This is a genomic window from Hanstruepera ponticola, assembly GCF_002940745.1.
GTDB classification, from domain to species: domain Bacteria; phylum Bacteroidota; class Bacteroidia; order Flavobacteriales; family Flavobacteriaceae; genus Hanstruepera; species Hanstruepera ponticola.
Window position 1 is genome coordinate 1,018,864 of the sequence record NZ_POTB01000001.1, and the last position, 25,400, is coordinate 1,044,263.

Consider the following 25,400-nt stretch of genomic DNA (forward strand, 5'->3'; position numbering starts at 1 on the left):
GCTTTTAATTCAAAATCAAAGATAAATCAATATATATTTCATAACGTTGGAATTAACTTATAATTATAAACAGAGTTATAAAAATCGGAGCTTCATATAAAATTACTCAAACTAACTTGCCGTAATTTTAAAGAAAACAATACATTTACAAACAGTAACTGTTAGCTTTCAGATCCGCTTATATGAATACTTCTTGCGCAATTATTGTTCCATGTTTTAATGAAGCTAATAGAATTGACATCGCTAAATTTGAAGCATTTAATAATCATAATGCTAATATGAGCTTCTACTTTATTAATGATGGAAGCTCTGACAATACTAAATCTATTTTAGATGGCCTTTCTAATACATCAGAACGATTTCATTCCCTGCGTCTTGAAACTAATGTTGGGAAAGCAGAGGCTATTCGCCATGGGTTCTTGAAACTTAATTCTATTTACGACTATGTTGGCTATTTGGATGCAGATCTTTCAACACCACTGGAGGAAATAGAGCGTCTGTTGCACTATGCACAAAACAAGCAAAAACCTTTTGTTATGGGTTCACGTATTAAACGCATTGGAAGCGATATTGATAGACGTTTAAAAAGACATATTTCTGGGAGAATCGTTGCTACTATTATCGATTCCTTTATTTTGCAGCTAGGGATTTACGACACCCAATGTGGTGCCAAAATTATTGATTATAATTTAGCAAAAGTATTATTTGCTGAACCTTTTAAAACCAAATGGCTTTTTGATGTAGAATTGATTCTGCGTGCTAAACTAAAATATGGTAAAGCGTATTGTTTAGATAACATCCATGAAGTTCCATTACTCGAATGGAAAGATATTGGTGCATCAAAAATTTCTAATACAGATATTTTGAAGCTACCATTTGATTTTATAAAAATCTACAACCATTATAAGTGAAAACATTCCAAAACATATATAAAACACTTTTAACCAATCCTAAAAGGAACATTCTAATTTATGCCGTTTTGGTTAGGGTTTTGGTATTCATTTTCTATAATGCTATCACTATTTTTCCAGATACTGAAGACTATATTAATCTCGCAACTTATATAGGCAATCTTAATCTTTTCAATTATACTGGCGAAAGAACACCTGGATTTCCATTTTTAATTGCTTTAACTGGGCAAAATTTACATCTGGTGGTTTTTTTCCAAGTCATTTTAGGGGTTGTAAATACTTATCTACTTTATGATTTTTGCTGGGTAAAAACAAAAAGCAAGGATATTGCTTTTATAACAGCAGTTATAACAACTTCTTTTTTATCTGTGGTTTTTTATGAATTTGCCATATTAACTGAATCCTTAACTTACACCTTAATGATTTTGGCTTTTTGGTATATTGAAAAGTACAAATTGCTACATGTCACTACCTCAATTAAACATTTAATTATATTATCGCTTATTTTCAGTGCTTTATACCTAACAAGACCACTATTTATATATTTCCCATTAGGCTATATTCTGTATTTTGTATTTAAGAATTTTAAAGTCAATCTCAAGTCAGCATTTTTAAAATCGGCTATTATTTTATTCATTCCCTTAATTAATTTTTACAGTTGGAATTCACTGAACAAACATAATATTGGTTATTTTACTAGTAGTTATTATTTAGGAATCAATCTAGCACAAACAGCAACGTCATTTTTTGAAAAAGCACCTGATGAACACCAAGTTATACGTGATATTTTTGTAAAACACCGTAATTATGTTGTAAAAAACGAACCTTACCATCAGTATCCTATGACTGTTTGGTATGCCTATGATGAGCTTATTACAGCAACCAATCTATCTCCTCCAGATTTATCTCATAAATTAGGCGAAATCTCAATAAACCTTTTTAAAAAACATCCTGACCAGTATTTAAGACAAGTTTTTATTTCATGGAAAGATTTTTGGGGAGGGACCTCAACACTTTTATGGAATGTAGATAAATTTGAATACAAAGTTATTAGAAAAGGATTGGTTGGCCTTTGGAATTATATTCAAAAGCCTTTATTAATACTTATTAATATCCTATTTCTAATATTTGCTTTCAAAAAAATATTGACTGTCTTAAAACAGAAATTAAGAGTTTTAGACTACGACTTATTTATGGTGTTAATAGTCTTATCTGGATCTCTGGCTCAAGCATTGGTAGCTTATGGTACAAATTCCCGATTCTGCTTTCCCTATTTCGCATTAATTGTTTACTTTGTCATCACTAATTTATTTTCATTTAAAAACTCAAAATCATAAACATGCAGCAAGTACTTTATCTTAAAGACGCTTCTATTTTTCAAGGTGATAGTTTGGTATTGTCTGATATTAACGTTGAAGTTAATAAAGGTGATTTCGTTTATTTAATAGGTAAAACCGGAACTGGGAAAAGTAGTTTTATGAAAACGCTTTATGGTGATTTACCATTAACCAAAGGCGAAGGCAGCATTGTTGATTTTGATTTGAGAACCCTTAAAGAGAAAGATATTCCGTTCTTAAGACGGAAATTGGGTGTTGTTTTTCAAGATTTTAAACTTTTAACGGATAGAACAGTAAACGAAAATTTATTATTTGTATTGAAAGCAACAGGCTGGAAAGACAAAAAAGAAATGACTACAAGAATAGAAGAAGTTTTAAATAAAGTAGGGATGAAAACCAAAGGCTTTAAATTTCCGCATGAGCTCTCTGGAGGAGAACAACAGCGTGTAGCTATCGCAAGAGCTTTATTGAATAACCCTGAATTAATTCTGGCAGATGAGCCTACTGGAAACTTGGATCCACAGACAAGTGTGGAAGTCATGGAGGTTCTCCAAGATATTAACAAAAATGGCAATACCATTTTAATGGCTACCCATGATTATGCTCTATTATTAAAATATCCTAGTAAAACACTTAAATGCGACGATAATCAAGTTTATGAAGTGGTGCAGAAAAAAAACTAATTCTACTTACTCTTACTATGAGCTAGTTTAATCAATTCATGTATTATTGGTAAGCTAGTAATGGTTTTCCTGAAATTAGTCCTGTAGTTAAAAGGTGACATTATCAAAAATAATCCAATGCAAATAATAGCACCATACATTGAGACATCTAATGCCAATGCTATTCCTGCATGCAGAAACAACAATAGCACGCCCCAAATTTTATGAAGATTTGCTCTAAAAAATATTAGTATTGAAAACAATTCAATATAAACAGCTCCCAAATATAAAAACCAAGCAATCCAATAATTTTCTACAAGCCACGATCCAACTACTGTTGGTTCAATTAATTGGTTTTGCAAAATAATAACATTTCTCATGGATAGTGGTGAAAACAGGCTTACCTGACCATTAAAACATTCAATAACGCCCCAGAATACTTTCCAAAAACCAGTTAACGAATATGTTAGCAACAAAAAAAATTGCATAGAGGCAAACATTAAAATGGTTTTTTCTTTGTAATGTGCTTTATTACTATTTGGCATGAAAATTATCCCAAACAAATACATGAGCGGCAAATATAAGCCATGGTTTATTTTACCAAATGAATTAGTAAATGCTACAAATAAAAAGAAATTGATAAAAGCAAAAATCTTTAAAAAGAGATTGTTATTCTTAAAACAAAGCAAAACAAACGAAAGCAATAGACTTAATTTAAAATATAAAGCAAGGTAAACTGATGAAACACCTTTAAATACTTCTAAAGGCCACAACGGGTTAATTCGTTCAGCCGATTCCAATTCCCTAATATTAAACACATTATCTAGAATTAATACCAAAAACAAGACATAAGAGAACTTAACTATGATTTGTATATCGCTGTATAGCTTATCAACTGGCTTATTGAAAATTGGGAATTTACCAAAGTTATATTTCCAAAAATAATGATCTTTTAAGAACTCAATCAAAATCTATAATCTTGTTATCTATAATGTTACAAACCTTTGTGGTTTTTTCTGTTTTTAAATATTCTTTTTTACTCAAATCTAACGTTTTCACAAAAAGTTCAAAGTTACTTCCCGAGGGAAGAATTCTTAAAAAATTGGTATGATCCAACTCTGATTCATTCAAATTATTGGATACTGCCTTGTAAAAGTTAATTACATTCAAATTCATATCCAGAGCTGAAACATGATGAATATAGCTTAAATCTAATATATTAGTTGGTGGAATCAGTGAATCACCTATTTTGGTTACCATAACAAATGGAAATTCGACTTTATTTGGTGTTTTCGAATATAAGGACCATCTAAAAAAAGGAAAAACTTCTTTATGATACGTTGTAAATCTGCCAATAAAAGCAATAGCCAAATAAATAACAGTCCAAAAAACAACAAAGTTTTTATAAAATTTCATGCTAGATAATCATAACGTGTCTAAAGTAATGAATATTAACAAAACTAAATGTGCCTACCTATAAAAACTAAAACAACCATTTAAATAAACGATTAAAAAAACCCTCTTTTGCTTCAATCAATAACTGCGGTTTAAATTCAATAATATAAACCCCAAAATTGTTTAAAGATCTGTTTTCATTTCTTTCAAGCTTCATTGGAAATACTATTTTAGAGTCGTTTTTTACAGTTCCTGTTTTTAATTCTACATCTAAATTTTCCACATCGCGAATAACATAATTAGAGTTTTCAGCAATATCATAGTTACTAAAATCAACTATAATATCATTTTCATTTTTGCTAAATAAAACAACTCTATAACTGTGGTCTTTATAATCATTTTTTGAAATATCTAAAACCGATGGCAAATCAAACTCTTCAAGGCTATCATGACTACTCTCACTATCTTGTTTAAATACAGATTGCCATTTAGAAAACATATATTTTTCTTTATCAACTCTAAATGGAGTTTTGTTTTTTGTGTAGTAAGTATTATTGTTTAAGCTAATGGGATTAAGGTTATTTGCTGTTTGAGATAGCAGGTGAATATAACCTCCATAAAAAACATTATTGGATATTGAAACAGATTTGGCGTGAAGCAATCTAAACGGATTATTTCTTCCTAATATTAAATTATTCTTAATGAAGATATTTTCTACTGGTGCATTTTTGTAGTAGCCTATTGTTAGTGATGGTGCATCTCCATTAACTTCATTTTGCAAATAATTGGTATTATGGTAAAGTATGTTATTTGTTACCGTTATATTTTTAGCTATGTTAATACCATTTCTATCATTGGTTGCAACAATAATATTATCAACTGTCCGTCCTGAAACCAAACCACTATTAAAAATTACATTATTGTCTAAAGTTATGTTTTTAACATATTCCCTATTCGCTTTTTTATTGGCAGACCAGACTTCAATACCTTTATAATAGTTATTGAAAATGATATTATTTTTTAAAACCCTTATTTCAGTATCACTATCATTTTGAACATAAAACCCCTCACCTAGACCTTTAATGCTTTTACCTACATACCCATTATCATAAACAATGCAATTAGAAATTATGGTTCCTCCTGTTTTGTTCCATGACCCAAATCCCAAACCATTATTTCCATGAATAATAAGGTTAATGAACTTACAATTTTTTCCACTATTATGACTTACGCCTCCAAATGGGCGAAAACCTGCTACTTTTTCATCTCTAACTTTTAAATTAATTGGTGAAATTTCAAAATCTCTGTATGTTACATTTTTGCCTACGACACTTAAAGTAGCAACATTAGGCCCAGGAACATTTCCGTTTATAATTGCCCATTCACCTTTGTATGAAGTAACAATAATATTTTTATTTGGTATTGTACTTTGCAGCTTACTTGTAAACCTACCCGAATAAATACCTCCATGCAACCAAATAGTATCACCACCATTCACGACTTCACTTTTTTGGTTAAGTGCTGTTTGTAAATCCCAAGGGTTCTTTAAGCTACCATCACCCAGTTTTGAGCCTTTAATAGTTGGATGATCTTTAGGAAATACATGGAAGGCCTTTTGTGCCTGTAATTGGAACACAATAAAACAAAAACTAATAGCTGCTAAAATTGATTTCATGATAGCAAATTTACAATTACCATACCATCATGATAATTTTAAAGTTGTTATTATTAAAAAAAAATGTGATTTATTGTTTAGTTTTGAATTCATTGATAAAAATCTATGCTTTCCATTTTAATACCTACATACAATTATAATGCTTATCCACTAGCTGAAAAACTTGTAACACAATCTTTAGAGTTGGGAATTAATTTTGAATTATCTTGTATGGATGACGGTTCAAACTCAAATCTTAACACTGAAAACCAAAAAATAAACACACTTGAAAGCGCAGAATTTATAATAAGCGAAAAGAATGTTGGACGCACAGCTACGAGACAAATTTTAGCTCAAAACGCTAAATATGATTGGTTGCTATTTTTGGATGCTGATGTGATGCCAAAAGACAATACCTTCATAAAAAAAATAGTTTCAAACATAGAAAATGACACCGACATCATTTTTGGCGGTATTACTTATCAAAAAACAAGTCCAGAAGCAATCAAAATACTACGATGGCATTATGGCCGAAACAGGGAACAACAGCCTTTAAAATACAGAAAAAACAGGCCTTATCAATCTATAATTTCAGGAGCTTTGGCTATAAAAAAAGATGTCTTTCTGAAAACTAATTCTGAATTAACAGAGAACAAATATGGATTGGATATTCTCTTTAGTACGTTATTAAAAAAAAACAAAACGAATGTTGTTCATATAGAGAATCCTGTAATCCATTTTGGAATTGAAAACAATAAATTATTCTTATCTAAAACTAAAAAAGCAATAGATACCTTGTATTATCTGGTAAAGGAAAACAAAATTTCTTCATCTGAAACAAAATTGTTGAAAGTGTTTAATAAGCTTAAGGCTATTGGTTTAGCATATTTTCTTGGAACAATAACACTAAAATTTAATAATGTAATAGAAAAGAAACTGTTAAGTAAGTCACCCAATTTAATATTATTTGATATATACAGACTAGGTTACTTTTGTAGATTAAACCAAAAAGATAATGCCTAAATTTTCTATTGTCATACCACTCTACAACAAAGCTAAATATATTGCTAAAACTTTAAATAGGGTTTTAAATCAAACGTTCTCTGATTTTGAAATCATTATCGTGAACGATGGCTCAACAGATAATAGTTTTGAAGTTGTTGAAAAATTCACTGACGCCAGAGTTAAATTATTTACAACCAAAAACCAAGGCGTATCTGCTGCTAGAAATTTTGGAATTAAAAAAGCTCAAGGAAATTATATAGCTTTTTTGGATGCTGATGATTTTTGGGAAGAAATATTTTTAGAAACTATAAACGGACTTATTATTTCTTACCCTAACGAACATATATTTGCAACTGCTTTAAAGATCATGACGTCAAAAAGGGTTTATCCAGCAACTTATAAGCATTTCAACCTAAAACAAAACGAAACAGGTATATTAAGCTATTTTACAGCTAGTATTGGGCATTCTATTTTACATTGCGCAAATAGTGTTTTTAGTAAAAAGGCTGTTGAAAATATTGGATATTTTGATGAATCACTAAAAACGAATGAAGATACAGATTATTGGATAAGGAGTGGGTTTAAATACAACGTTGTTTTCGTAAATAAACCATTAGCCACACATCATTTTACTGGCAGTGGCTTATCAAAAACCAACAAAACAACTTATAAATCCATAGATTTTAAAAAATATATAAAGCAATCAAATAAACAACCTCAATCCAAAGCATTTCTGAATAAGAACATCTATTCTTCTATAATTAAATATAAATTATTGAGTGATAGAAAAAACAGCAACGCACTAAAAAATATTATAGAGCCAAAACATATTAATATTAAGCAAAAATTTGTCATTTCATTACCTCCAACAATGCTTAAACCCTTAATTTATTTCTATAATTTATTTAATAAAGAAAAGAACTATTATTAGTTTTTCTGGGCAAGGAATTCTTTATAGTCCCTTATATAATCAGTTTCCTCAAATTCATCAGAAGCCAGCACTAAACAAACAGATCCAGATGAAAAATTCTCTAATTCTCTCCAAATTTCTGTTGGAATAAGCAACCCTTTATTAGGTTTATTCAAAGTGACTTTTGTTCGGTCTTTTCCATCATCTAGAACTACATCAAAACTTCCGCTTAATGGTATTAGAACTTGAATTAATTTTTTATGTGCGTGACCGCCTCGATAGGCATCACTTGGTACCTCATACAAATAATAAACACGTTTAATATCAAAAGGCAAAACATCTTTTTCAATAACAGCTAAACTTCCCCTAGGGTCATGGATTTTAGGAATATTTACTAATAATATATCACTTATTTTACTCATCTATTTTTTATTTAACTCTTTATATTTTTTGATACCTTCAATTGCTGTTTTTATCTTTGGGATTACCTCACTCAATGGAATTAATCCTTTTCTTATTAATGAAAAAACTAGTTTGATAATATAAAAATAAGCAAGTATACCATATGATTTATAATACATAGCGCTTCTTGCAAAAAAATAATTGTCTGATGTTACATTATCACTTGAACTGTAGGGCTTGTGCTCTACAATAAATTCAGGAACAAACTTTGATTCTAAATTTCTTCTAAATATTTCATTAAAGAAAAACACATTCTCACCATCTTGAAAGGTACTTCCTAATCCAAATTGCTCATTGAATTTCAGATTATTTTCTTTAATTGATTGTGTTTTAAAAGCAATTTCAATTGACAGAATTTTTCTATAAAACGACTTAACATTAACAACTTTGTTTGGGTAATTCCAATAGGGTTTACCTTCGGTCGTTAGAGTTTTAAACGTAATAACATCACAATTCTGATTGTTTTTAAAAGCATGAAGTATTTTTTCAGTGAACTGTTCAATGTAAACCGCATCATCATCTGCTAAAAGACAAATAGATCCAATAGTATTTTCAATAGCTAAATTTCTACTCTTACTCAACCCAGTTTCAAAGGAATTTATTACACGAATATTTGGTGAGTCAGATATTAAAAGACAGTCTTTTGAAGTTTGATTAACTACTAAAATATTTAAGTCAAAAATATTATTGTTTATGAACATGGGGGCTAGAAAATCCAGTGAATTCCTATTCATAGTTGACACAAGAATTTCTAATGTAACTTCCGTTCCCGTTTTATTATCCATTTAAACAATTATCTTTGAAACAAAGATATTAAAATAAGCATGCGAATACTTTTGGTTGGTGAATTTAGCCGATTACATAATTCTTTAAAAGAAGGCCTAATTGAACTAGGTCATGATGTTAAAATAATAGGCAGTGGCGATCAGTTTAAAAAATACCCTGTTGACATTAATATTAGCAGCACATTATTCAAGACAAAAGCAGCTACTTTAATGAGAAAACTAATTCATAAACTTACTAGATTTGATATCGCTGAAATTGAGATATACTTGAATATAAAAAGGAATCTACCGAAACTTTGTGGATTCGATATTGTTCAATTGATTAATGAAGATGCCTTTTTTCTTCATCCAAAGTTACAAATCCCATTATTAAAACGTCTATTTAGCCAAAATAAAAATGTCTTTTTATTATCATGTGGAGATGATTTTATTTCGATTAATTATTACTTAAATAACAACTTAAAATATTCAATACTTAACCCTTTTTTAGAAAATAAAAGTTTGAAAGCTAAATTTGAATATTCTCTAAAATACATAACAAAACCTTATGGTAAGCTACATCATTTTATATATAGGAATACCAGAGGTGTCATTGCTTCTGATTTAGATTATCATTTACCACTTCTTAATAATAAGCAGTATTTATGTCTGATACCAAACCCTATCAATATTATTAAGATTAGCTTTATTAAACCTAAAATTGAAGATAGAATCATAATTTTCATGGGTATTAATAGGGCAAACTACTTAAAAAAAGGAAGCAATTTTTTTGATGAAGCTTTAGAAATAATATCTAAAAAGTATGATAATAAGGTAAGCATTATAAAAACAGAAAACCTTCCATATGATGAATACATCCAATCATATAATAAGGCACATATTATTCTAGATCAAGTCTATGCTTATGATCAAGGCTACAACGCTTTAGAAGCTATGGCTAAAGGCAAAGTGGTTTTTACAGGTGCTGAACAAGAATGGTTAGATTATTATGGTTTGAAGGAAGATACTGTTGCTATTAATGCTTTACCTAATTCCAACCAAATTGCCAACAAATTGTCATGGCTTATTGAAAATCCAGAAAAAATTATTGAAATCTCCGAAAATGCTAGAGCCTTTATTGAGAGAGAGCATAACTACTTGAACATCGCAAAACGTTATCTAGAAATTTGGCAAAATCATTCAACAATTTAATTCTCTAAATCAGGTTCATCTGGTAATACACCAAACAATGATGAACTGAATATTAAAAGTATTAACCCATAATAAGCAACATATGTCACAAAGTGCGCAATATTGGCTCCTTTTGTTCCATAAATATCAATAAAATAAATACTCGTAAAATACAGAATGATCACAGAAAATGCTTCGGTAATGATATAATGCCAAAACATTTTTTTAGCCAAAAACTGATAAGCAATAACTATGGATAGCACTTTAACAAAATCACCTAAAAGCTGCCATAAAAACAAATCCTGTACGGGTAAAAATTCTTCAGAAAAAATTAAAAGGATTATATATTTTCTAAAAAGATATATAACCAATAATCCTAATCCAAAAATGGGAATAATGGTTTTGTAAAAATTAAAAACTTCATTTCTAAATTCTTTTACATTATCTATTTCAGATAAACGAGGTAATATATAAAGTGTCAATAATGAAGATACGAACATCAAATAATACTTTGAAATCCTGTTCATAGTTTCCCAAAAACCAGCTTCTCGTATTCCAACCGAATCAGTAATATAATTCCTTATAAATATGGCAACTATAGGTAATAAAATAGCTGAAAAAATAGCCATCATGGAATATGAACTCAATTTTTTGACATAACTAAAACTAATGTTCTTTACTTTGACTAATGGCGCCAAACTTCTTCTATTGGCAACACCTACTAGTGTGATTAAAAAAATCAAGGATTCTGAAATAGCTACCGAAATTAATGCACCATCAATACGCTCTTTATATATTAACAAAATGGTAATAGAAAGACCTAAAATCTGTCCAATAATGTTAATTATGATTAAAATTTTATATTTAGAAAACCCATTGAGAATACCAAACGTAAACATATTCAATGCGTAAAACGGCAAAGCTATCGCGAGAATTCTAATAACATAAGCGTAATCATTGTAATAGGAAAACACATAATCATTAATATAATCTGCTCCAAAGTAACAGGTAAAAGACACTAATATGGTAGAAAAAAAGCCTAGATAAAAAATAGTAGAAAGGGTTTTACTCAATTCAATAGTATTCTCCTTAAATTCAGCCACATATTTTACGATACCATTATAAAAACCCAATATGGAGACTGTTTGAACTGAACTTAAAAAGTTCCGTAGATTTCCTATTAAGGCCATTCCTTCTGCTCCAACAAAAAGGGCAATGGCTTTTGAAGTTAAAAATCCTGCTATAATTCTCGTTGCTACTGAAGCAGAATTCAATGAAGCAACCTTGATTAAAACATTATTATTTATATAATTAAGTAATCGTTTCAATTAATAAGAATTTAGTAGGTTAACAATTTGAGAGACCTCTGAATCAGTCATAACTGGGCTCATTGGAATACTGACTACCTGTTCATGTATGGCATCTGTTACTGGCAATTTCAGATTACTGTATTCCGCTAGGGCTAATTGTCTATGAGCTGGTTTAGGATAATGAATTAGGTATTGTACATCATTCTTCTCCAAAAAAGAGACAAATGCGTCTCTATCTTCTACCCTAACGACAAAGACATGGAAAACATGATTCCTGCTTAAGTCATAAAAAGGCAGTTGTATCTTACTATTTTTAATTTCACTTAAATATTTTTTAGCAACCTCACGTCTTCTGCTATTGTCATTATCCAATGAAGGAAGTTTAACTGATAGCATGGCAGCCTGAATATCATCTAAACGGTTATTAAAGCCCAGACTTGTATGCACGTACTTTTCAGTGGAGCCATAATTTCGTAACTCCTTAATAGTTTCAGCCAATTGAACATCATTAGTAGTTACCGCACCAGCATCACCAAGCGCACCTAAATTTTTACTCGGATAAAAGCTAAATGCTCCAGCATCAGCCAAGTTTCCTGCTCTATTTCCTTTACTATTAATAGCTCCATGAGCTTGCGCAGCGTCCTCAATTACTAGTAAATTTTGTTTTTTTGCCAAAAGATTGATTTCATCCATTTCCGCTAATTGCCCATACAAATGAACTACTAAAATAGCTTTAGTATTTTTGGAAATATGCTTATTTAATTCTTTAGCTGATATGTTAAAAGTCTTTTCATCAGGCTCTACAAAAACTGGCTTCAGTCCAGCATGAACAACAGCCAAAATACTAGCTATATAAGTATTTGCAGGAACTAGCACCTCATCACCTATTTTTAAAATACCTAATTTAATATATGCTCTAAAAATCAATATTAAGGCGTCTAGCCCATTACTGACTCCTAGGCAATAATCAGTACCGCAATATTTCGCATAGTCATTCTCAAAAGTATTTAATTCATTACCGAGAATATATTGTCCGGAATTTAAAAACTGCTTAAATCGCTCTTGAAAAGCCTTATCAAAACGTTCGTTTATTTTCTTTAGATCTAAAAATTTAATCATATCAAAACAGCATCTAACCGCTTGTAATTTTCAATTGGTAATTGATAAAAATCCTGAACTATGGCTCTCGCACCAAAACCTTCTTTCCAATATTGTAATCCAGAATTAACTTTGAAGCCATTATTTTCATTTGAAATACCAAAATCAAAATATGTTTTCTCTGTAAAAACTTCTTTCAATAAATAGTCATGCAAAAAATCTAAACTCCCTGTTTTATTCTTTGTTTCATCGGCAGAAATGTATTGCGAATGGACAACTTTTTCAGTAATAAAGATAGTTGTCCCAGCAATAATTTTTTGCTGGTCATAAACATTAAACTGCATGATGTTTTTTGGAAAACGCTTTTTAAGTAATTTAATTTCATCCAAGCTATGAACGGGATTAACACCATGTTTTTTTTGCAGGTTTGGAATTAATATTTCATTCCAAAAATTATCAAAATCATCATCTGATTTAATAATTAAATGTGCTTTCTTTGCGCGTTTGACACCATCCTTTCTGTCTTTTGAATATTTTATTGGGTTTGACTGATTTAAAACCGAGAGCATGTCTCTTCTTATTAATTTAGCATCCAAAATATGCATTAAATACAACATGTCATCACTTGGTTGCTTACTATATATAGCAGGTAACGTTTTAACTTGAAGGATATTAAAACCTTTTTCTGAATAGTATTTCAAAACCTCCTTAAAACATTCTAAAATAGTATGAAATTTCAATTTTTCACTTACAACCAATCCGCCATAGGTAAGACCTTGATGTGAATAAACCATATTATCAACTTTGTTAGCAGGTAAAAGAGCTACAACTTCATCATTTTTAAATATTAATAGTGAGGCATCTTCAAATCGATCTTGATGGTATTCCATAAAATCTCTATTGAATAAAAAAGTAGCATTTTTTGCACTACCAATAAAGGCGTCCCAATGAGATTTATATTTTGGATGATATGGTTTTACTAAATACTTAATTTCTAAATTGGTTTAAATTTGAGATGAAAATACTAATTATAATTTACTCTATTGGGCTGTTTTTTTTGAAACTCGATTAAAAGTAATTTCTCCTTTATCGTTGATATATTCGTAAACACCAAAAGCAGCTTTTCTATTAATAGGAATATAGCTTTTATCTGCTTGAAGGTTTTCTAAATACATCTCATTGTCGCTTAAATAAGAGAATAGAAACCTAAATAAGTTTACTGGCGTTTTAATTTCTTTTTCAAAATGAGGAGTGTCATTTGACCATCTAATTGCTAATTGTGAAGAAAAAATAGAGTAAATTAAATCTCTATTTGTCTGTTTTTCATGAGACTCTATAGTTGTATGCATACCAACAAACCCACCATGATCTGCGGTTATGACTATCAAGCTATTTGGATCATTATCAATTATAAAGTTGATAATATCCTTTAACCAAACATTAGCCATCTCAAGCTTACTAAAATACTTATCCCGTTCAAAATCAGCTACGTCTCCTGGATTAGAACTATTGGTTATATGACCAGGCAACAATTGCTCAATAAAGAAAAAATTATGAGAATCATTTTCAAGAGGAAACAATGATTCTAAATTCTCGCGTACATCTTTTGTTACATGAAATCCTCTAGAGAAATATGTAAACTCATTATAATCTATGTTACAATAATCATATTGCATTTCTGGTCTATTAGTCAATAAATATGATTTTTCCATTAATAAGTGAGTCTTATATTTATTCTGCTTTAGAATATCAACCACAGGATTATCTCCAGCAATCACATCTCTTGCATTATAAACCTCTCTAATTTTATTATTTGGAAAATTATAATAATGATGCTTCATTGCAAACAGCGAACTATTAGAACTTAATGTTGAATAATAATTGCTCCTATAATTATCAAATAATTCAAAATTATTATTTAAAAGATATCCTTTGAAATCTGAATTATCATAGTTGTAATAACCCTTATCTATTTCAGAAAAGTTAACATAGCCATCAGGTTGAATAATATAAATGTTCGGTTTCTTCTTGAATTCTACATTTTCAATATTATCAGGTTGATTAATCCATTCTTTAGGTGTCTCGATATCAAAAAAAATGTATTTCATTAAAGGAATTAAAACCAAAACAGCCATTAATATTTGCAAAGCAATTATTTTATTAAAATGCTTTTTTAGGACAACTCCAAGTACAAAACCTAATGCCAGTGCCAGCAGCATAAACTTAATATGAAACCCTTTCGTAATTAAAACCAATAAATAAGCAAACCACATTAAGTTAAAAACAGGTGTTGCATATACTTCAATGCTCTTGAAATAGGAAACTCTTGAAATCAAAAATCCCATAAGCTTAAATACGCCAATGGGAATAATTAAGAAGTATATTATAAAAAATACAATTTGTTCTGAAGAGTTTAGCAAAGTCAAATTGTTATTATAATAATACAATAAGGGGTACAATCCAGCAGCTATAGCAGCAATTAGTGGTTTGTCCTCATCACTGTTTATGAATGCTATAATTCTATCACGCAGATTACTCATTGCTATTTTCTTTTAAAAGAATACATAACCCGTTTAGAATTCGGTATGTCTATTTTTTCTACCAAATCAAACTTCTTCAAATAGGCTTTCTCAAAATTTTCTTCGTTATAAAAATCAAAATGATTTCTGAATTCTCCTTTGGTATTTAGTAAACGTAATGCCCAAGAATCGTCTGGTTTTGGAAATTCAATTATTAAATTTCTAGAAAAATTGGCAAAGAATTCAGCAGACATGTCAAAGGTCACATTTCCTGAAAGCGTCATATGATGAATAACTGCCAACGCTAAAGTAATATCTGGAGCATATTCTTCAATACGATTTAGAAAAGACGTTCTTTCTTTATTGTTAAACCCAATATTTGCCGATGGGTTTAAAATATCTAAAACAAAAGGCAACATATAGGCTTCGTTATTTGTTTTAGTAATTTTGTAATTATAATCAACGGCATTATTATCAATATCACAGACCAAAGCTTGTTCTAATTCATGATTTAGAAGTCTAACAAAAGTACCATCGTTGCCACCAATATCAATTAAGGTTTTAGGTTTAATTGAATTCACCCATGTATTTATAACTTCAGATTTTGTTTTAAAAGCCGTATCTGAATAATTGGTTTTACTATAATAGTCGCCCCATTCAGATTGTTCTTTTAAGGACATTTTTTTTATGAAATCGTAAAGCGATTTAATAATATTTAGTTGCGCTTTTTTAGAAAGTTTGGTTTGCTTAATGTTTCCCTCGTAGTCGTCATTATAATTCTCTTCAAATTTTGCTAGTAGGTGCACATTTGAATACAAAAACGGGTTTAATTTTGTTTTAAATGGTAACATGGATGCTAACTGCTTCATTGGCATACCGTCTATAAAACTTGATAATAGCTTTAGAGATTGTGTACCATGATATTGTGCGAGCAGTAATGGGCCCAAAAAGTGTGCTATAAATTGCTTGTAAGCACGCCAAGGTTGACCTTCAGTATAAAAATCAAATGATAAGGTGTCTATAAAAATGGCTTGGCTATTATGAAACGTCACATTGAAAGCCGATGCATCTTTTAATGAATAGCCATGCTCTAAAGCATATTTTTGGATTTTTAAAGTAAGTAATGCAGCTTCTTTATATTGCAAAAAACTCCATTCGTAAGGATAGGTGATAAAAGGGATCTGTTCAGGTACTATTACTATTTCAGCATCGTTAGATTGATCTTCAGTATGTGAAATCAATAACTTATTCTGAAATAATTTTTTAAAGAAACCTGAATCTTTTAAACTTCTATATTGACGAAAGTATATTGGGTTAATAACACGCTTAAAAACATTTTGGTCTTTAAAAACGTATCCAGATGGATCTCTAAATGAAGATGGATGCCTTTTATTACTTGTCACCTGCTTTGTTGTTTTCTATGTCAGAATCTTTAACGTCAATATCATCAAATAAGTCATCGTCGTTTTTAACAAGACCCAAAAATGATTTGATTTTAAACATAAAACTTTTCGAAAACAAAACAACTCCTGCCACAGCTGCAACGACCGCTTGCACAATCATAGCACCAATACTTGGATCGAAATATAGAAAATGCATATTCAAACTTTTTGTAAATATAATGAACTCTACCTTTTCTTTAACACCAAGTAATATATGTTTATCAAGAATATGGCTGTATTGGTAATAACAATGGGATAAGACAAGGGATTAAGCATAAAGCCATAAATCACAAAAAGTAAACAACCTACAGAATTTACCATTCGTAAGTTGTTTACTTTTTTCATTAAGAATGAAATTAAAACTGTAGCCATGGCAGCATAACCAACCCAATCTGTTACAGTAATCAACTCCATAATTTATATACTTTTATTACGCTTACGTTCAACTTCCGTCAATAGAATTTTACGTAATCGTAAATGTTTAGGTGTTACCTCAACATATTCGTCTTTCTGGATATATTCTAACGCTTCTTCTAATGAAAACTTGATAGCAGGAACAATTTTAGCCTTATCATCAGCACCTGATGAACGCACGTTACTTAATTTTTTAGTTTTAGTCACATTAACAACCATATCATCTCCACGAGAATTTTCTCCAATTACCTGACCTTCATAGATATCTTCGCCTGGATCAACGAAAAACTTTCCACGATCTTGTAATTTATCAATTGAATACGGAATAGCTTGTCCTTTTTCCATAGAAACTAACGATCCATTTTGACGTTCTGGAATACCACCTTTTAGAGGCTGATATTCTTTAAAACGGTGTGCCATAATAGCCTCACCAGCAGTAGCTGTTAATAATTGATTACGTAAACCAATAATACCTCTTGAAGGTACTATAAACTGGCAAACCATACGCTCACCTTTAGCTTCCATACTTAACATTTCACCTTTACGCATAGTAACCATTTCAATAGCCTTACCAGAAACTGTTTCAGGCAAATCAATTGTCATTTCTTCAACAGGTTCACATTTTACACCATCAATTTCCTTAATGATTACTTGTGGTTGACCAATTTGCAATTCATATCCTTCACGACGCATCGTTTCAATTAAAACAGATAAATGCAATACACCACGACCAAAAACCATAAATTTATCAGCACTATCAGTCTCTTCAACACGTAAGGCTAAATTCTTTTCAAGTTCTTTAGTCAAACGTTCTTTTATGTGTCTTGAGGTAACATATTTACCATCTTTTCCAAAGAAAGGCGAATCGTTAATAGTAAATAACATACTCATAGTTGGCTCATCAATGGCTATGGTTTTTAGACCTTCTGGATTTTCCCAATCAGCAACCGTATCGCCAATTTCAAATCCTTCTAAACCTACAATGGCACAAATATCTCCAGCTTTAACCTCTTCAACTTTCTTACGACCTAAACCTTCAAATGTATGTAATTCTTTAATTTTAGATTTTACAATACTTCCATCGCGTTTTACCAAAGAAATATTTTGATTAACCTTTAATTCTCCACGTGTTAAACGACCAATTGCAATACGACCCGTAAACGAAGAAAAATCTAAAGATGTAATCAACATTTGCGTTGTCCCTTCTTCAATTTTTGGCTCTGGAATATGCTCGATAACCATATCTAGTAACGGCTCAATATTATCAGTTTCATTCTTCCAGTCGTCACTCATCCAGTTGTTCTTTGCAGACCCATAAACCGTTGGAAAATCTAATTGCCACTCTTCAGCACCCAATTCAAACATTAAGTCAAATACTTTTTCATGTACTTCATCTGGTGTGCAATTTTCCTTATCAACTTTATTAATAACCACACATGGTTTTAATCCTAAATCAATAGCTTTTTGTAATACAAAACGCGTTTGTGGCATAGGACCTTCAAAGGCATCAACCAATAACAGCACACCATCAGCCATATTTAAAACACGTTCTACTTCACCACCAAAATCGGCGTGACCAGGTGTATCTATAATATTTATTTTAGTGTCTTTATAAATAACAGATACGTTTTTAGAAGTAATTGTAATACCTCTTTCACGCTCTAAATCGTTGTTATCAAGAATGAGATCTCCAGTGTTCTCGTTATCACGAAATAACTGACAGTGATACATGATCTTATCAACCAAAGTTGTTTTACCGTGGTCAACGTGTGCAATAATTGCAATGTTTTTAATTGTAGCCATAATAATGCCCTATTTTAAGCGCGCAAAGGTACGTTATATTTTAACAACTATTATAAATTATAGTTAATTATATGTTACAATCAATATTACAGATACGATTTATAATTATCTTTCGTTAAAGTATTATTAGTAAATAGCCATTACTAACCAACTTCATAACCACCAAAGGCGCTTTACTCATGTTAAATTACATGTTTAACCCTTAAAAATGTAAAAAATGAAATTGATTAGTAAATATTCTAAATTCATCCCCTATCTTTATTATATAGCCGTAATTTCCTATTGGTTTACAGATGTAAATAGAAGCGATGGTCTTACTGCCTATCCCATTTTATTATTTAGCATACCTTTTCTTTGGCAATTAATTAAACCAAATAAGCAACTCAATTTCTCACTAGGAATTGTATTTGTGTGCTTGTCATCCTATCTAATTCTCGCTTATTTATCTGATTTATTCAATATTATTGATTTTTCGGCATCAACTAGAACCTTCATTATTTATGGTGGTCTCTTTGTGTTTACCAATTTTTTAATGGCGCTTTGGATGATTCGAAATAGCATTAAAAAAGCGTTTTAATTTAACTATCTTTGTAGCTTAAATTTTTAAGCTCATGAATTTAAGAGACGTTCCAAAGTTAATGCATACAAATAGTAATAACTTTTTTTTATTAGCAGGACCTTGTGCAATTGAAGGTGAAGATATGGCTTTGCGCATTGCTGAAAAGATTATTTCTATTACCAACGAATTACACATTCCGTTTGTATTTAAAGGCAGTTTTAAGAAAGCCAATCGTAGTCGTATAGATAGTTTTACTGGAATAGGTGATGAAAAAGCTTTAAAAATTTTACGTAAAGTTTCTGAAACCTTTGATGTACCAACAGTTACAGATATTCATGAAGTATCTGATGCTAAAATGGCTGCCGAATATGTAGATGTGCTTCAAATCCCAGCATTCTTGGTACGTCAAACAGATTTAGTAGTTGCGGCTGCTGAAACAGGCAAAGTAGTTAACCTAAAGAAAGGACAGTTTATGAGTCCTGAAGCTATGAAACATGCTGTACAGAAAGTCAAAGATTCTGGTAGCGATAAAGCTTGGATAACCGATAGAGGAACCATGTTTGGCTACCAAGATATGATAGTTGATTTTCGTGGTATTCCAACCATGCGTCAGTATGCACCAACAATATTAGATGTTACTCACTCATTACAACAACCTAACCAATCGGTTGGTGTAACAGGCGGAAGACCTGATATGATTGAAACTATTGCGCGAGCTGGTGTTGTAAATCATGTTGATGGTTTATTTATAGAAACCCATTTTGATCCTGCCAATGCAAAAAGTGATGGTGCCAACATGTTACATTTAGACAATCTAGAAGGTTTACTCTCTAATTTAGTGGCTATTAGAAAAACAATAAATAGCTTAAAATAAGTCTATTCTATGGATATTGAAATTCGCCAAGCAACCATTGAAGATGTTCCAGAGATAACTGCACTATTTAGGGATACTGTTCGTGAAGTGAATTCAAAAGATTATTCAGATAAGCAGATTCAAACCTGGTCTGCTGGAGCCAATGATACTGAAAAATGGGAAGAAAGAGTTAACAGATTCTATTTTTTAATTGCTGAAACTAATGACACCATTGTTGGTTTTGCCTATTTAAAAAACGGCAACTATTTTGATGGTCTGTTCGTTCATAAAGACTATCAACGTCAAGGTATTGCTTCAAAATTATTACGTATCATAGAGTCGAAAGTTATGATGGATGGTTTCGATGAAATCAAATCTGATGTTAGTATTACAGCATTACCCTTTTTTGAAGACCATTACTACGATGTTATTAAAAAGCAAAAGAAGGTATTGAAAGGCATGACATTCGAAAACTATATTATTTCAAAACAACTTTAAATAAACCAAGCCTTTTTACTCTGCTCCAATTGCTTTGCTGCTGTTTGCAGCAATTTAATAAAACGCAATTCATCTAAATCTTCAATGCTTTTTAATTGAACAGAGCGCACTTGTTTTCGGTTATTATAATCCTGTAACTCCGGAAAGTCATTTTCCAATAAAATACCTTGAACAAAAGCCACATCTACAAAATCAGTTCCTTTTAAAACATTCAAATATATCATAGGCTTTTTCCCCATGTTATAAAACGGAATTTTATAGCTATAGCGTTCTTGAATATTAGGCAAAGTCTTCAAAATTACCTGTCTTACGTACAGCATAATAGATTGCAATGGCTCTTGTTGTTCCAAAAAATAAACATCAACTGGTTTCATTTAGTTATATGAAATTGATTATAATTTGTAAGAATTTACTAAATTACTAATCGAAAATGACCATCCAAAACTACTAGTCAATTTAATTTACTTGGAACTAACCAGTAAATGCTCAAATTCTTTCGTCGTACCAGACAACATCTTCTTGCCGATAACAAAACAGGTAAATACATTAAATACGCCATTGGTGAAATAATTCTTGTAGTCATTGGAATTCTCATTGCATTGCAAGTCAATAATTGGAACACTGAAAGACAATTAGAACAAACTGGACGTAAATTGTTGAAAAATATTCAAAAAGATCTTTTAACAGATATAGAAAGCGCTACAAATATTTTAGAAACCTACGTAATAAAGGACTCGTTAGCACGATTAGTTGTCAATAATAAATTCACAATATCTGATTATCAAAATAGTATATACGGACCAGAAGGCACCTATTTCATGTATTGGTATGATAACTTCGTAATCAATAAAGAAGCTTTTTTAAAGTTTAAAGACTTCGTGAAAAACCTGGATGATTCATTTATTAGCTTTCAGGACTCATTAGATGAACTCTACATTACTCAAGGTAATTATATAGACAAGTTCAATCAACGAATAAGCACAACAGTATATAAAAATTTAGACTACCTCGCCAAGAGTAAAACATGGTATTATGAATGGCAATATGGAAGCGACACTGGAAACCATGATGAAAGCCATTTGTTTTTTTTAGAAGACCCTTTATATAAAAACCAAGTTGCTAATTACATTAACGATTATAAAAACCTAAATAGAGGTGCACAAACCTTCAGAGTACAGGCTGTATCACTCTACAAAAAGATAAGCGATGTGTTAAATGAAACTCCAGAAGACAACGAATTACTTAAGTTACAAATCAGTCAAGAGCATCAACTTGATCATTATTTAGGAGACTATAAACCCGATAGCGAATCTATAGATATGACAAGAATTATATTAACAAACAACTATTTACAAAGACAGGATTCAGACGGTCAAACTACTAGGATGTACAGACATTCGAACACCTCGTTTTTCATGTTTAAAACCAATGAAGTTGAAGTTGTAAAATTTAATTTATACAGCGACCCAAATGAGACGAGTATTAAGATTATGGCAAAACACAAGTATCTAAACTATAAAAAGGTGAATACTAATGATTAAATTCTTCCGAAAAATACGCTACAACCTCATGGAACAAAATAAAACAGGCAAGTACTTTAAATACGCCATTGGCGAAATTATTCTTGTAGTCATTGGGATTTTGATTGCATTGCAGATTAATAATTGGAATGAACAGCGAAATAAAAATTCACTTGAAAAACAATATATAATTAGACTAATAGAAGATCTAAAAGAAGAAGAAGCTTTGGTTAAAGCTGTTATTAATTATTCTAATCAGATTTTACATCATGCAAAAAATGCCATAAGCTTATTTGAAGATCCACAAAAAGAAATTACTAACCCATCACGTAGCTTAGTTGACATGTATCAAGCCAGTCAATTACAAGACCCTAACTCTATAAAATCAACTTATTTAGAATTGATTGCATCTGGGCAAATAAATCTTATTAAAAAAGATAGCTTAAAAACCGCTTTAATAAGACATTATGAAGTGGAATGGTCAAAAAACAAATTATTTGAAATGAATAATGACTACAGAAAAAATTTGAGAAGTAAGATGCCAAACTTTATACAGGAAAAAATTCGTGAAAAATGCGATGACATCTATTATAAAGTACGAAACAGCATAGAGGCACGATTACCAGAAAATTGCGAGGTGGATATATCAGATGATGAAGCTGTTATAGCTATAGAATTACTGCGGAATGACACCTCATTAAAAAAAGACCTTCGGTTTTTAATTGGAAATGAAGGTGCTAAAAAATTCCTTTTAGAAACCCACTTAACTCAATTACAAAGGCTCATTCAAGACCTAGAAACCACTGTTAATCATGATTAAATTCTTCAGGAAAATACGCTACAACCTAATGAGTGAGAACAAAACCAGCCCAAATGACTCGGGCGGGCGGGCGGGCAAATACTTTAAATATGCTATTGGTGAGATTATTCTTGTAGTCATTGGGATTTTGATTGCACTACAGATAAATAATTGGAATGAGACTAGAAAACATGCCATAGCAGAAAAAGAATTTTTTAAAAGCATAACAAATGATCTTAATCAAGATCTAAAATTTATAAACTATGTTCAAAGGTATTTAAAACCTAAAACAGATGCTTATAACTTATTAAATAGTAAGTACTCAACAGATTATGAAAACCATAAAACACAAATAGATTCTTTAATGTCTATTTATCTTTTTTCTGGACAACGTACATTCTACCCTGTCTCTGGAGCTTTCAAATCTGCAATAGCGGGTAATGAAATCAATACCTTCAGTCAAAAAAGTAATATCCAAAGTATTATAAAACTCTATGGTTCTAATTATGATAGACTTATTGACAATGGTAAAATTGTAGATGAAAGATGGAGTCATTTAAGTAAAAAATATATTCATTACAGAAGAACAAATGCCTTTAACGATGTAAATAATATTACATATACCAAAATGTTAGACGACTTCCACTTTCATTATATTCAATTAAACTGGTACAATAAAATTTTAGATGAAACTAAAATTGAAGTGAATCAATTATTAAAAAAATTACAATGATTAAATTCTTCAGGAAAATACGCTACAACCTCATGGAACAAAATAAAACCAGCCCGAATGACTCGGTCGGGCGGGCAGGCAAGTACTTTAAATACGCAATAGGCGAAATTGTCCTAGTAGTTATTGGTATTCTAATTGCCCTTCAAATTAATAATTGGAATGAAGGCAGAAAACTAGAAAAAAGTAAAAGCCAACTTATGTTAGCTTTAAAAAGCGAATTGGTCAAGAATAAAAAGGAATTGGATAATTATAGTTTAGAAATACATGAAAGCAACTCAAGATTCAATAAAGTGCTTCTTTATTCGGTAGGAGATTATACCATTCCTAATGATAGTCTAAAGTTTTATCTATCTGAAATGATTTATGGCAGAACATTATCCTTATTGAGTTCCGTTCAAGAAGAAGCTATTAATTCTGGTAAATTTGAAATGTTAAGTGATAGCTTAAAGCAAAACCTTTCTGTACTAAAAGATTATACCAATTCTAGAAAAGTGATTAGTGATAGAAGTACTGCCATGCTAAATGTTGATATTGATAACAGGATAGTTAATTTAATGGCTAGATTAAATATGCTTCCTGTCATTCCTGATGAATTTTTAAGTCATCCATTAATTCCAACACATCCTGATTTTTTATTAAGCAATATGGAGTTATCATCTCTAGTCAAAAATCCTGACACCTACCTAACATTAAATAAAATATATTTAATGTATGCAGCCGATGAAGTTTGGGTTAAGTATGGCCTTGTTAGACTAACAGACAAAACAATTGCATTAATCGACAAAGAATTGAATACAAATGATTAAATTCTTTAGAAATATCAGAAAAAAACTTCTTAACGAAGGTAAAACTAGTAGGTATTTTAAATATGCTATTGGTGAAATTATTCTTGTAGTAATTGGGATTCTAATTGCCTTGCAGATTAATAATTGGAATGAAAAGAGAAAATCCAATAAAATGGCCTATGAAGTTTATACCAACTTACTTACCTCATTAGAACAGGATTCCATAGAGGTTGAACGAACCGTTAGTTTGTTGACTAAAAGTTTGGAAACTCAAAAAAAATTGATTTTAAATCAGTCTAACCAGTTTACAAAACAATTGAATCAAAATGATTTGGATAAAATGGTTCAAGAGGTCTTCTCTGGGGTTATGAGTTTTTTTCCAAAGACAGGTGTTTATGAATTAATAACTTCAAATAACAGCATGGACTTATTACAATCAGAAAACATAAAATCTTTGCTTATTAACCTTTATGACTTTCAGTATAAACGATATGAAAATGTAGATGCCATTGTTGATTATAAATATCATTACCATTTAGGCTCTCTTATTCGAAAAAAACTTGGATTTATTGTAGAATATAATTCTGAATCAAAATTAAACGTAATTAAAGGTGTTGATCCCGTTCAATTCAATGCACATTATGATGAATTAGTCTCTGAATGCCAAGACGTCTATGGTGTGTTATCTACTTCTAATAATTACCTTATTGAAATCAAAAAGTCTATTAATGAGTTGCAACTACTCATTAGAAAAGAACTGAAAGACAATTAAAGCA

Annotated in this window: 28 protein-coding genes; 14 read left to right on the forward strand and 14 right to left on the reverse strand. The window is 30.5% G+C overall.

From position 1 onward, the window contains the following. The first annotated feature begins 182 nt into the window (after nucleotides 1-182). From C1S72_RS04560 to C1S72_RS04570, 3 genes are read left to right on the forward strand one after another with little or no spacing between them, the layout of a single operon-like run. Nucleotides 183-911 (forward strand): glycosyltransferase, encoded by a 729-nt coding sequence (locus tag C1S72_RS04560; RefSeq protein ID WP_104734464.1) that lies wholly within the window; start codon nucleotides 183-185, stop codon nucleotides 909-911. Continuing rightward, complete coding sequence (locus C1S72_RS04565) at nucleotides 908-2,248, forward strand: glycosyltransferase family protein (RefSeq protein ID WP_104734465.1); 1,341 nt, start codon at nucleotides 908-910, stop codon at nucleotides 2,246-2,248. Before C1S72_RS04560 ends, C1S72_RS04565 begins: the two co-directional genes overlap by 4 nt. A gap of 2 nt (nucleotides 2,249-2,250) precedes the next feature. Further along, on the forward strand, nucleotides 2,251-2,931 hold the full coding sequence (locus tag C1S72_RS04570) for a cell division ATP-binding protein FtsE (protein ID WP_104734466.1): 681 nt from the start codon (nucleotides 2,251-2,253) through the stop codon (nucleotides 2,929-2,931). Nucleotides 2,932-2,933: 2 nt separating this feature from the next. On the opposite strand, the gene C1S72_RS04575 is transcribed toward C1S72_RS04570, so the two are convergent. From C1S72_RS04575 to C1S72_RS04585, 3 genes are all read right to left on the reverse strand, one after another. Further along, nucleotides 2,934-3,878 (reverse strand): hypothetical protein, encoded by a 945-nt coding sequence (locus tag C1S72_RS04575; RefSeq protein WP_104734467.1) that lies wholly within the window; start codon nucleotides 3,876-3,878, stop codon nucleotides 2,934-2,936. Beyond that, nucleotides 3,871-4,326 (reverse strand): hypothetical protein, encoded by a 456-nt coding sequence (locus C1S72_RS04580; protein ID WP_104734468.1) that lies wholly within the window; start codon nucleotides 4,324-4,326, stop codon nucleotides 3,871-3,873. The genes C1S72_RS04575 and C1S72_RS04580 overlap by 8 nt, the downstream gene beginning before the upstream one ends. A 67-nt stretch (nucleotides 4,327-4,393) precedes the next feature. Continuing rightward, entirely contained in the window at nucleotides 4,394-5,980 is a 1,587-nt protein-coding gene (locus C1S72_RS04585; protein WP_104734469.1) for a right-handed parallel beta-helix repeat-containing protein, read from the reverse strand. A 105-nt stretch (nucleotides 5,981-6,085) separates the two neighbouring features. On the opposite strand from C1S72_RS04585, the gene C1S72_RS04590 reads away from it, so the two are divergent. Further along, nucleotides 6,086-6,982, forward strand: coding sequence for a glycosyltransferase family 2 protein (locus C1S72_RS04590; protein WP_104734470.1), 897 nt, complete (start codon nucleotides 6,086-6,088; stop codon nucleotides 6,980-6,982). Beyond that, complete coding sequence (locus C1S72_RS04595) at nucleotides 6,975-7,895, forward strand: glycosyltransferase family 2 protein (RefSeq protein ID WP_104734471.1); 921 nt, start codon at nucleotides 6,975-6,977, stop codon at nucleotides 7,893-7,895. The genes C1S72_RS04590 and C1S72_RS04595 overlap by 8 nt, the downstream gene beginning before the upstream one ends. On the opposite strand, the gene C1S72_RS04600 is transcribed toward C1S72_RS04595, so the two are convergent. Both C1S72_RS04600 and C1S72_RS04605 read right to left on the reverse strand, forming a co-directional pair. Continuing rightward, nucleotides 7,892-8,296, reverse strand: coding sequence for a sugar 3,4-ketoisomerase (locus C1S72_RS04600; RefSeq protein ID WP_104734472.1), 405 nt, complete (start codon nucleotides 8,294-8,296; stop codon nucleotides 7,892-7,894). The genes C1S72_RS04595 and C1S72_RS04600 overlap by 4 nt on opposite strands. Then, complete coding sequence (locus C1S72_RS04605) at nucleotides 8,297-9,121, reverse strand: glycosyltransferase family A protein (RefSeq protein ID WP_104734473.1); 825 nt, start codon at nucleotides 9,119-9,121, stop codon at nucleotides 8,297-8,299. It lies immediately after the preceding gene. A gap of 39 nt (nucleotides 9,122-9,160) precedes the next feature. On the opposite strand from C1S72_RS04605, the gene C1S72_RS04610 reads away from it, so the two are divergent. Then, nucleotides 9,161-10,312: a glycosyltransferase gene (locus C1S72_RS04610; protein WP_104734474.1), complete on the forward strand. Its 1,152-nt coding sequence runs from the start codon at nucleotides 9,161-9,163 to the stop codon at nucleotides 10,310-10,312. On the opposite strand, the gene C1S72_RS04615 is transcribed toward C1S72_RS04610, so the two are convergent. From C1S72_RS04615 to typA, 8 genes are all read right to left on the reverse strand, one after another. Next, a complete protein-coding gene (locus tag C1S72_RS04615) occupies nucleotides 10,309-11,619 on the reverse strand; it encodes an O-antigen translocase (protein ID WP_104734475.1) in 1,311 nt (436 codons plus the stop codon). The two genes, C1S72_RS04610 and C1S72_RS04615, sit on opposite strands and share 4 nt — an antisense overlap. Continuing rightward, entirely contained in the window at nucleotides 11,620-12,720 is a 1,101-nt protein-coding gene (locus tag C1S72_RS04620) for a DegT/DnrJ/EryC1/StrS family aminotransferase (protein ID WP_104734476.1), read from the reverse strand. Next, nucleotides 12,717-13,589 carry a GNAT family N-acetyltransferase gene (locus tag C1S72_RS04625; RefSeq protein ID WP_121495516.1) on the reverse strand — a complete coding sequence of 291 codons (873 nt, stop codon included), beginning with the start codon at nucleotides 13,587-13,589 and terminating at the stop codon, nucleotides 12,717-12,719. Before C1S72_RS04625 ends, C1S72_RS04620 begins: the two co-directional genes overlap by 4 nt. Nucleotides 13,590-13,739: 150 nt before the next feature. Beyond that, nucleotides 13,740-15,239: an alkaline phosphatase family protein gene (locus C1S72_RS04630; RefSeq protein WP_104734478.1), complete on the reverse strand. Its 1,500-nt coding sequence runs from the start codon at nucleotides 15,237-15,239 to the stop codon at nucleotides 13,740-13,742. Nucleotides 15,240-15,241: 2 nt separating this feature from the next. Next, a complete protein-coding gene (locus C1S72_RS04635; protein ID WP_104734479.1) occupies nucleotides 15,242-16,621 on the reverse strand; it encodes a nodulation protein NoeA in 1,380 nt (459 codons plus the stop codon). Then, nucleotides 16,611-16,817 carry a hypothetical protein gene (locus tag C1S72_RS04640; protein WP_104734480.1) on the reverse strand — a complete coding sequence of 69 codons (207 nt, stop codon included), beginning with the start codon at nucleotides 16,815-16,817 and terminating at the stop codon, nucleotides 16,611-16,613. The genes C1S72_RS04635 and C1S72_RS04640 overlap by 11 nt, the downstream gene beginning before the upstream one ends. 29 nt (nucleotides 16,818-16,846) lie before the next feature. Further along, a complete protein-coding gene (locus C1S72_RS04645; RefSeq protein ID WP_104734481.1) occupies nucleotides 16,847-17,074 on the reverse strand; it encodes a uroporphyrinogen decarboxylase in 228 nt (75 codons plus the stop codon). A 3-nt stretch (nucleotides 17,075-17,077) separates the two neighbouring features. Then, complete coding sequence (typA, locus tag C1S72_RS04650; RefSeq protein WP_104734482.1) at nucleotides 17,078-18,877, reverse strand: translational GTPase TypA; 1,800 nt, start codon at nucleotides 18,875-18,877, stop codon at nucleotides 17,078-17,080. Nucleotides 18,878-19,094: 217 nt separating this feature from the next. Here typA and C1S72_RS04655 point away from each other — a divergent pair, with 217 nt between their 5' ends. The 3 genes from C1S72_RS04655 to C1S72_RS04665 are packed head-to-tail and all read left to right on the forward strand — an operon-like array spanning nucleotide 19,095 to nucleotide 20,787. Then, a complete protein-coding gene (locus C1S72_RS04655; RefSeq protein WP_104734483.1) occupies nucleotides 19,095-19,454 on the forward strand; it encodes a hypothetical protein in 360 nt (119 codons plus the stop codon). Between the two features lie 34 nt (nucleotides 19,455-19,488). Then, complete coding sequence (gene kdsA, locus C1S72_RS04660; RefSeq protein ID WP_104734484.1) at nucleotides 19,489-20,310, forward strand: 3-deoxy-8-phosphooctulonate synthase; 822 nt, start codon at nucleotides 19,489-19,491, stop codon at nucleotides 20,308-20,310. Nucleotides 20,311-20,319: 9 nt separating this feature from the next. Then, on the forward strand, nucleotides 20,320-20,787 hold the full coding sequence (locus C1S72_RS04665) for a GNAT family N-acetyltransferase (protein WP_104734485.1): 468 nt from the start codon (nucleotides 20,320-20,322) through the stop codon (nucleotides 20,785-20,787). On the opposite strand, the gene C1S72_RS04670 is transcribed toward C1S72_RS04665, so the two are convergent. Continuing rightward, the gene (locus tag C1S72_RS04670; protein WP_104734486.1) at nucleotides 20,784-21,161 is read right to left on the reverse strand and encodes a DUF1801 domain-containing protein; all 378 of its coding nucleotides are present in this window, start codon (nucleotides 21,159-21,161) and stop codon (nucleotides 20,784-20,786) included. The genes C1S72_RS04665 and C1S72_RS04670 overlap by 4 nt on opposite strands. A 108-nt stretch (nucleotides 21,162-21,269) precedes the next feature. Here C1S72_RS04670 and C1S72_RS04675 point away from each other — a divergent pair, with 108 nt between their 5' ends. From C1S72_RS04675 to C1S72_RS04695, 5 genes are read left to right on the forward strand one after another with little or no spacing between them, the layout of a single operon-like run. Next, nucleotides 21,270-22,328, forward strand: a complete 1,059-nt coding sequence (locus C1S72_RS04675; protein ID WP_104734487.1) for a DUF6090 family protein — start codon at nucleotides 21,270-21,272, stop codon at nucleotides 22,326-22,328. Then, on the forward strand, nucleotides 22,321-23,127 hold the full coding sequence (locus tag C1S72_RS04680; protein ID WP_162919928.1) for a DUF6090 family protein: 807 nt from the start codon (nucleotides 22,321-22,323) through the stop codon (nucleotides 23,125-23,127). The genes C1S72_RS04675 and C1S72_RS04680 overlap by 8 nt, the downstream gene beginning before the upstream one ends. Continuing rightward, nucleotides 23,120-23,839 (forward strand): DUF6090 family protein, encoded by a 720-nt coding sequence (locus C1S72_RS04685; protein ID WP_104734489.1) that lies wholly within the window; start codon nucleotides 23,120-23,122, stop codon nucleotides 23,837-23,839. The genes C1S72_RS04680 and C1S72_RS04685 overlap by 8 nt, the downstream gene beginning before the upstream one ends. Further along, nucleotides 23,836-24,645 (forward strand): DUF6090 family protein, encoded by an 810-nt coding sequence (locus C1S72_RS14500; RefSeq protein WP_230401577.1) that lies wholly within the window; start codon nucleotides 23,836-23,838, stop codon nucleotides 24,643-24,645. The genes C1S72_RS04685 and C1S72_RS14500 overlap by 4 nt, the downstream gene beginning before the upstream one ends. Then, the gene (locus C1S72_RS04695; protein WP_104734490.1) at nucleotides 24,638-25,396 is read left to right on the forward strand and encodes a DUF6090 family protein; all 759 of its coding nucleotides are present in this window, start codon (nucleotides 24,638-24,640) and stop codon (nucleotides 25,394-25,396) included. The genes C1S72_RS14500 and C1S72_RS04695 overlap by 8 nt, the downstream gene beginning before the upstream one ends. The last annotated feature ends 4 nt before the right edge of the window (nucleotides 25,397-25,400 follow it).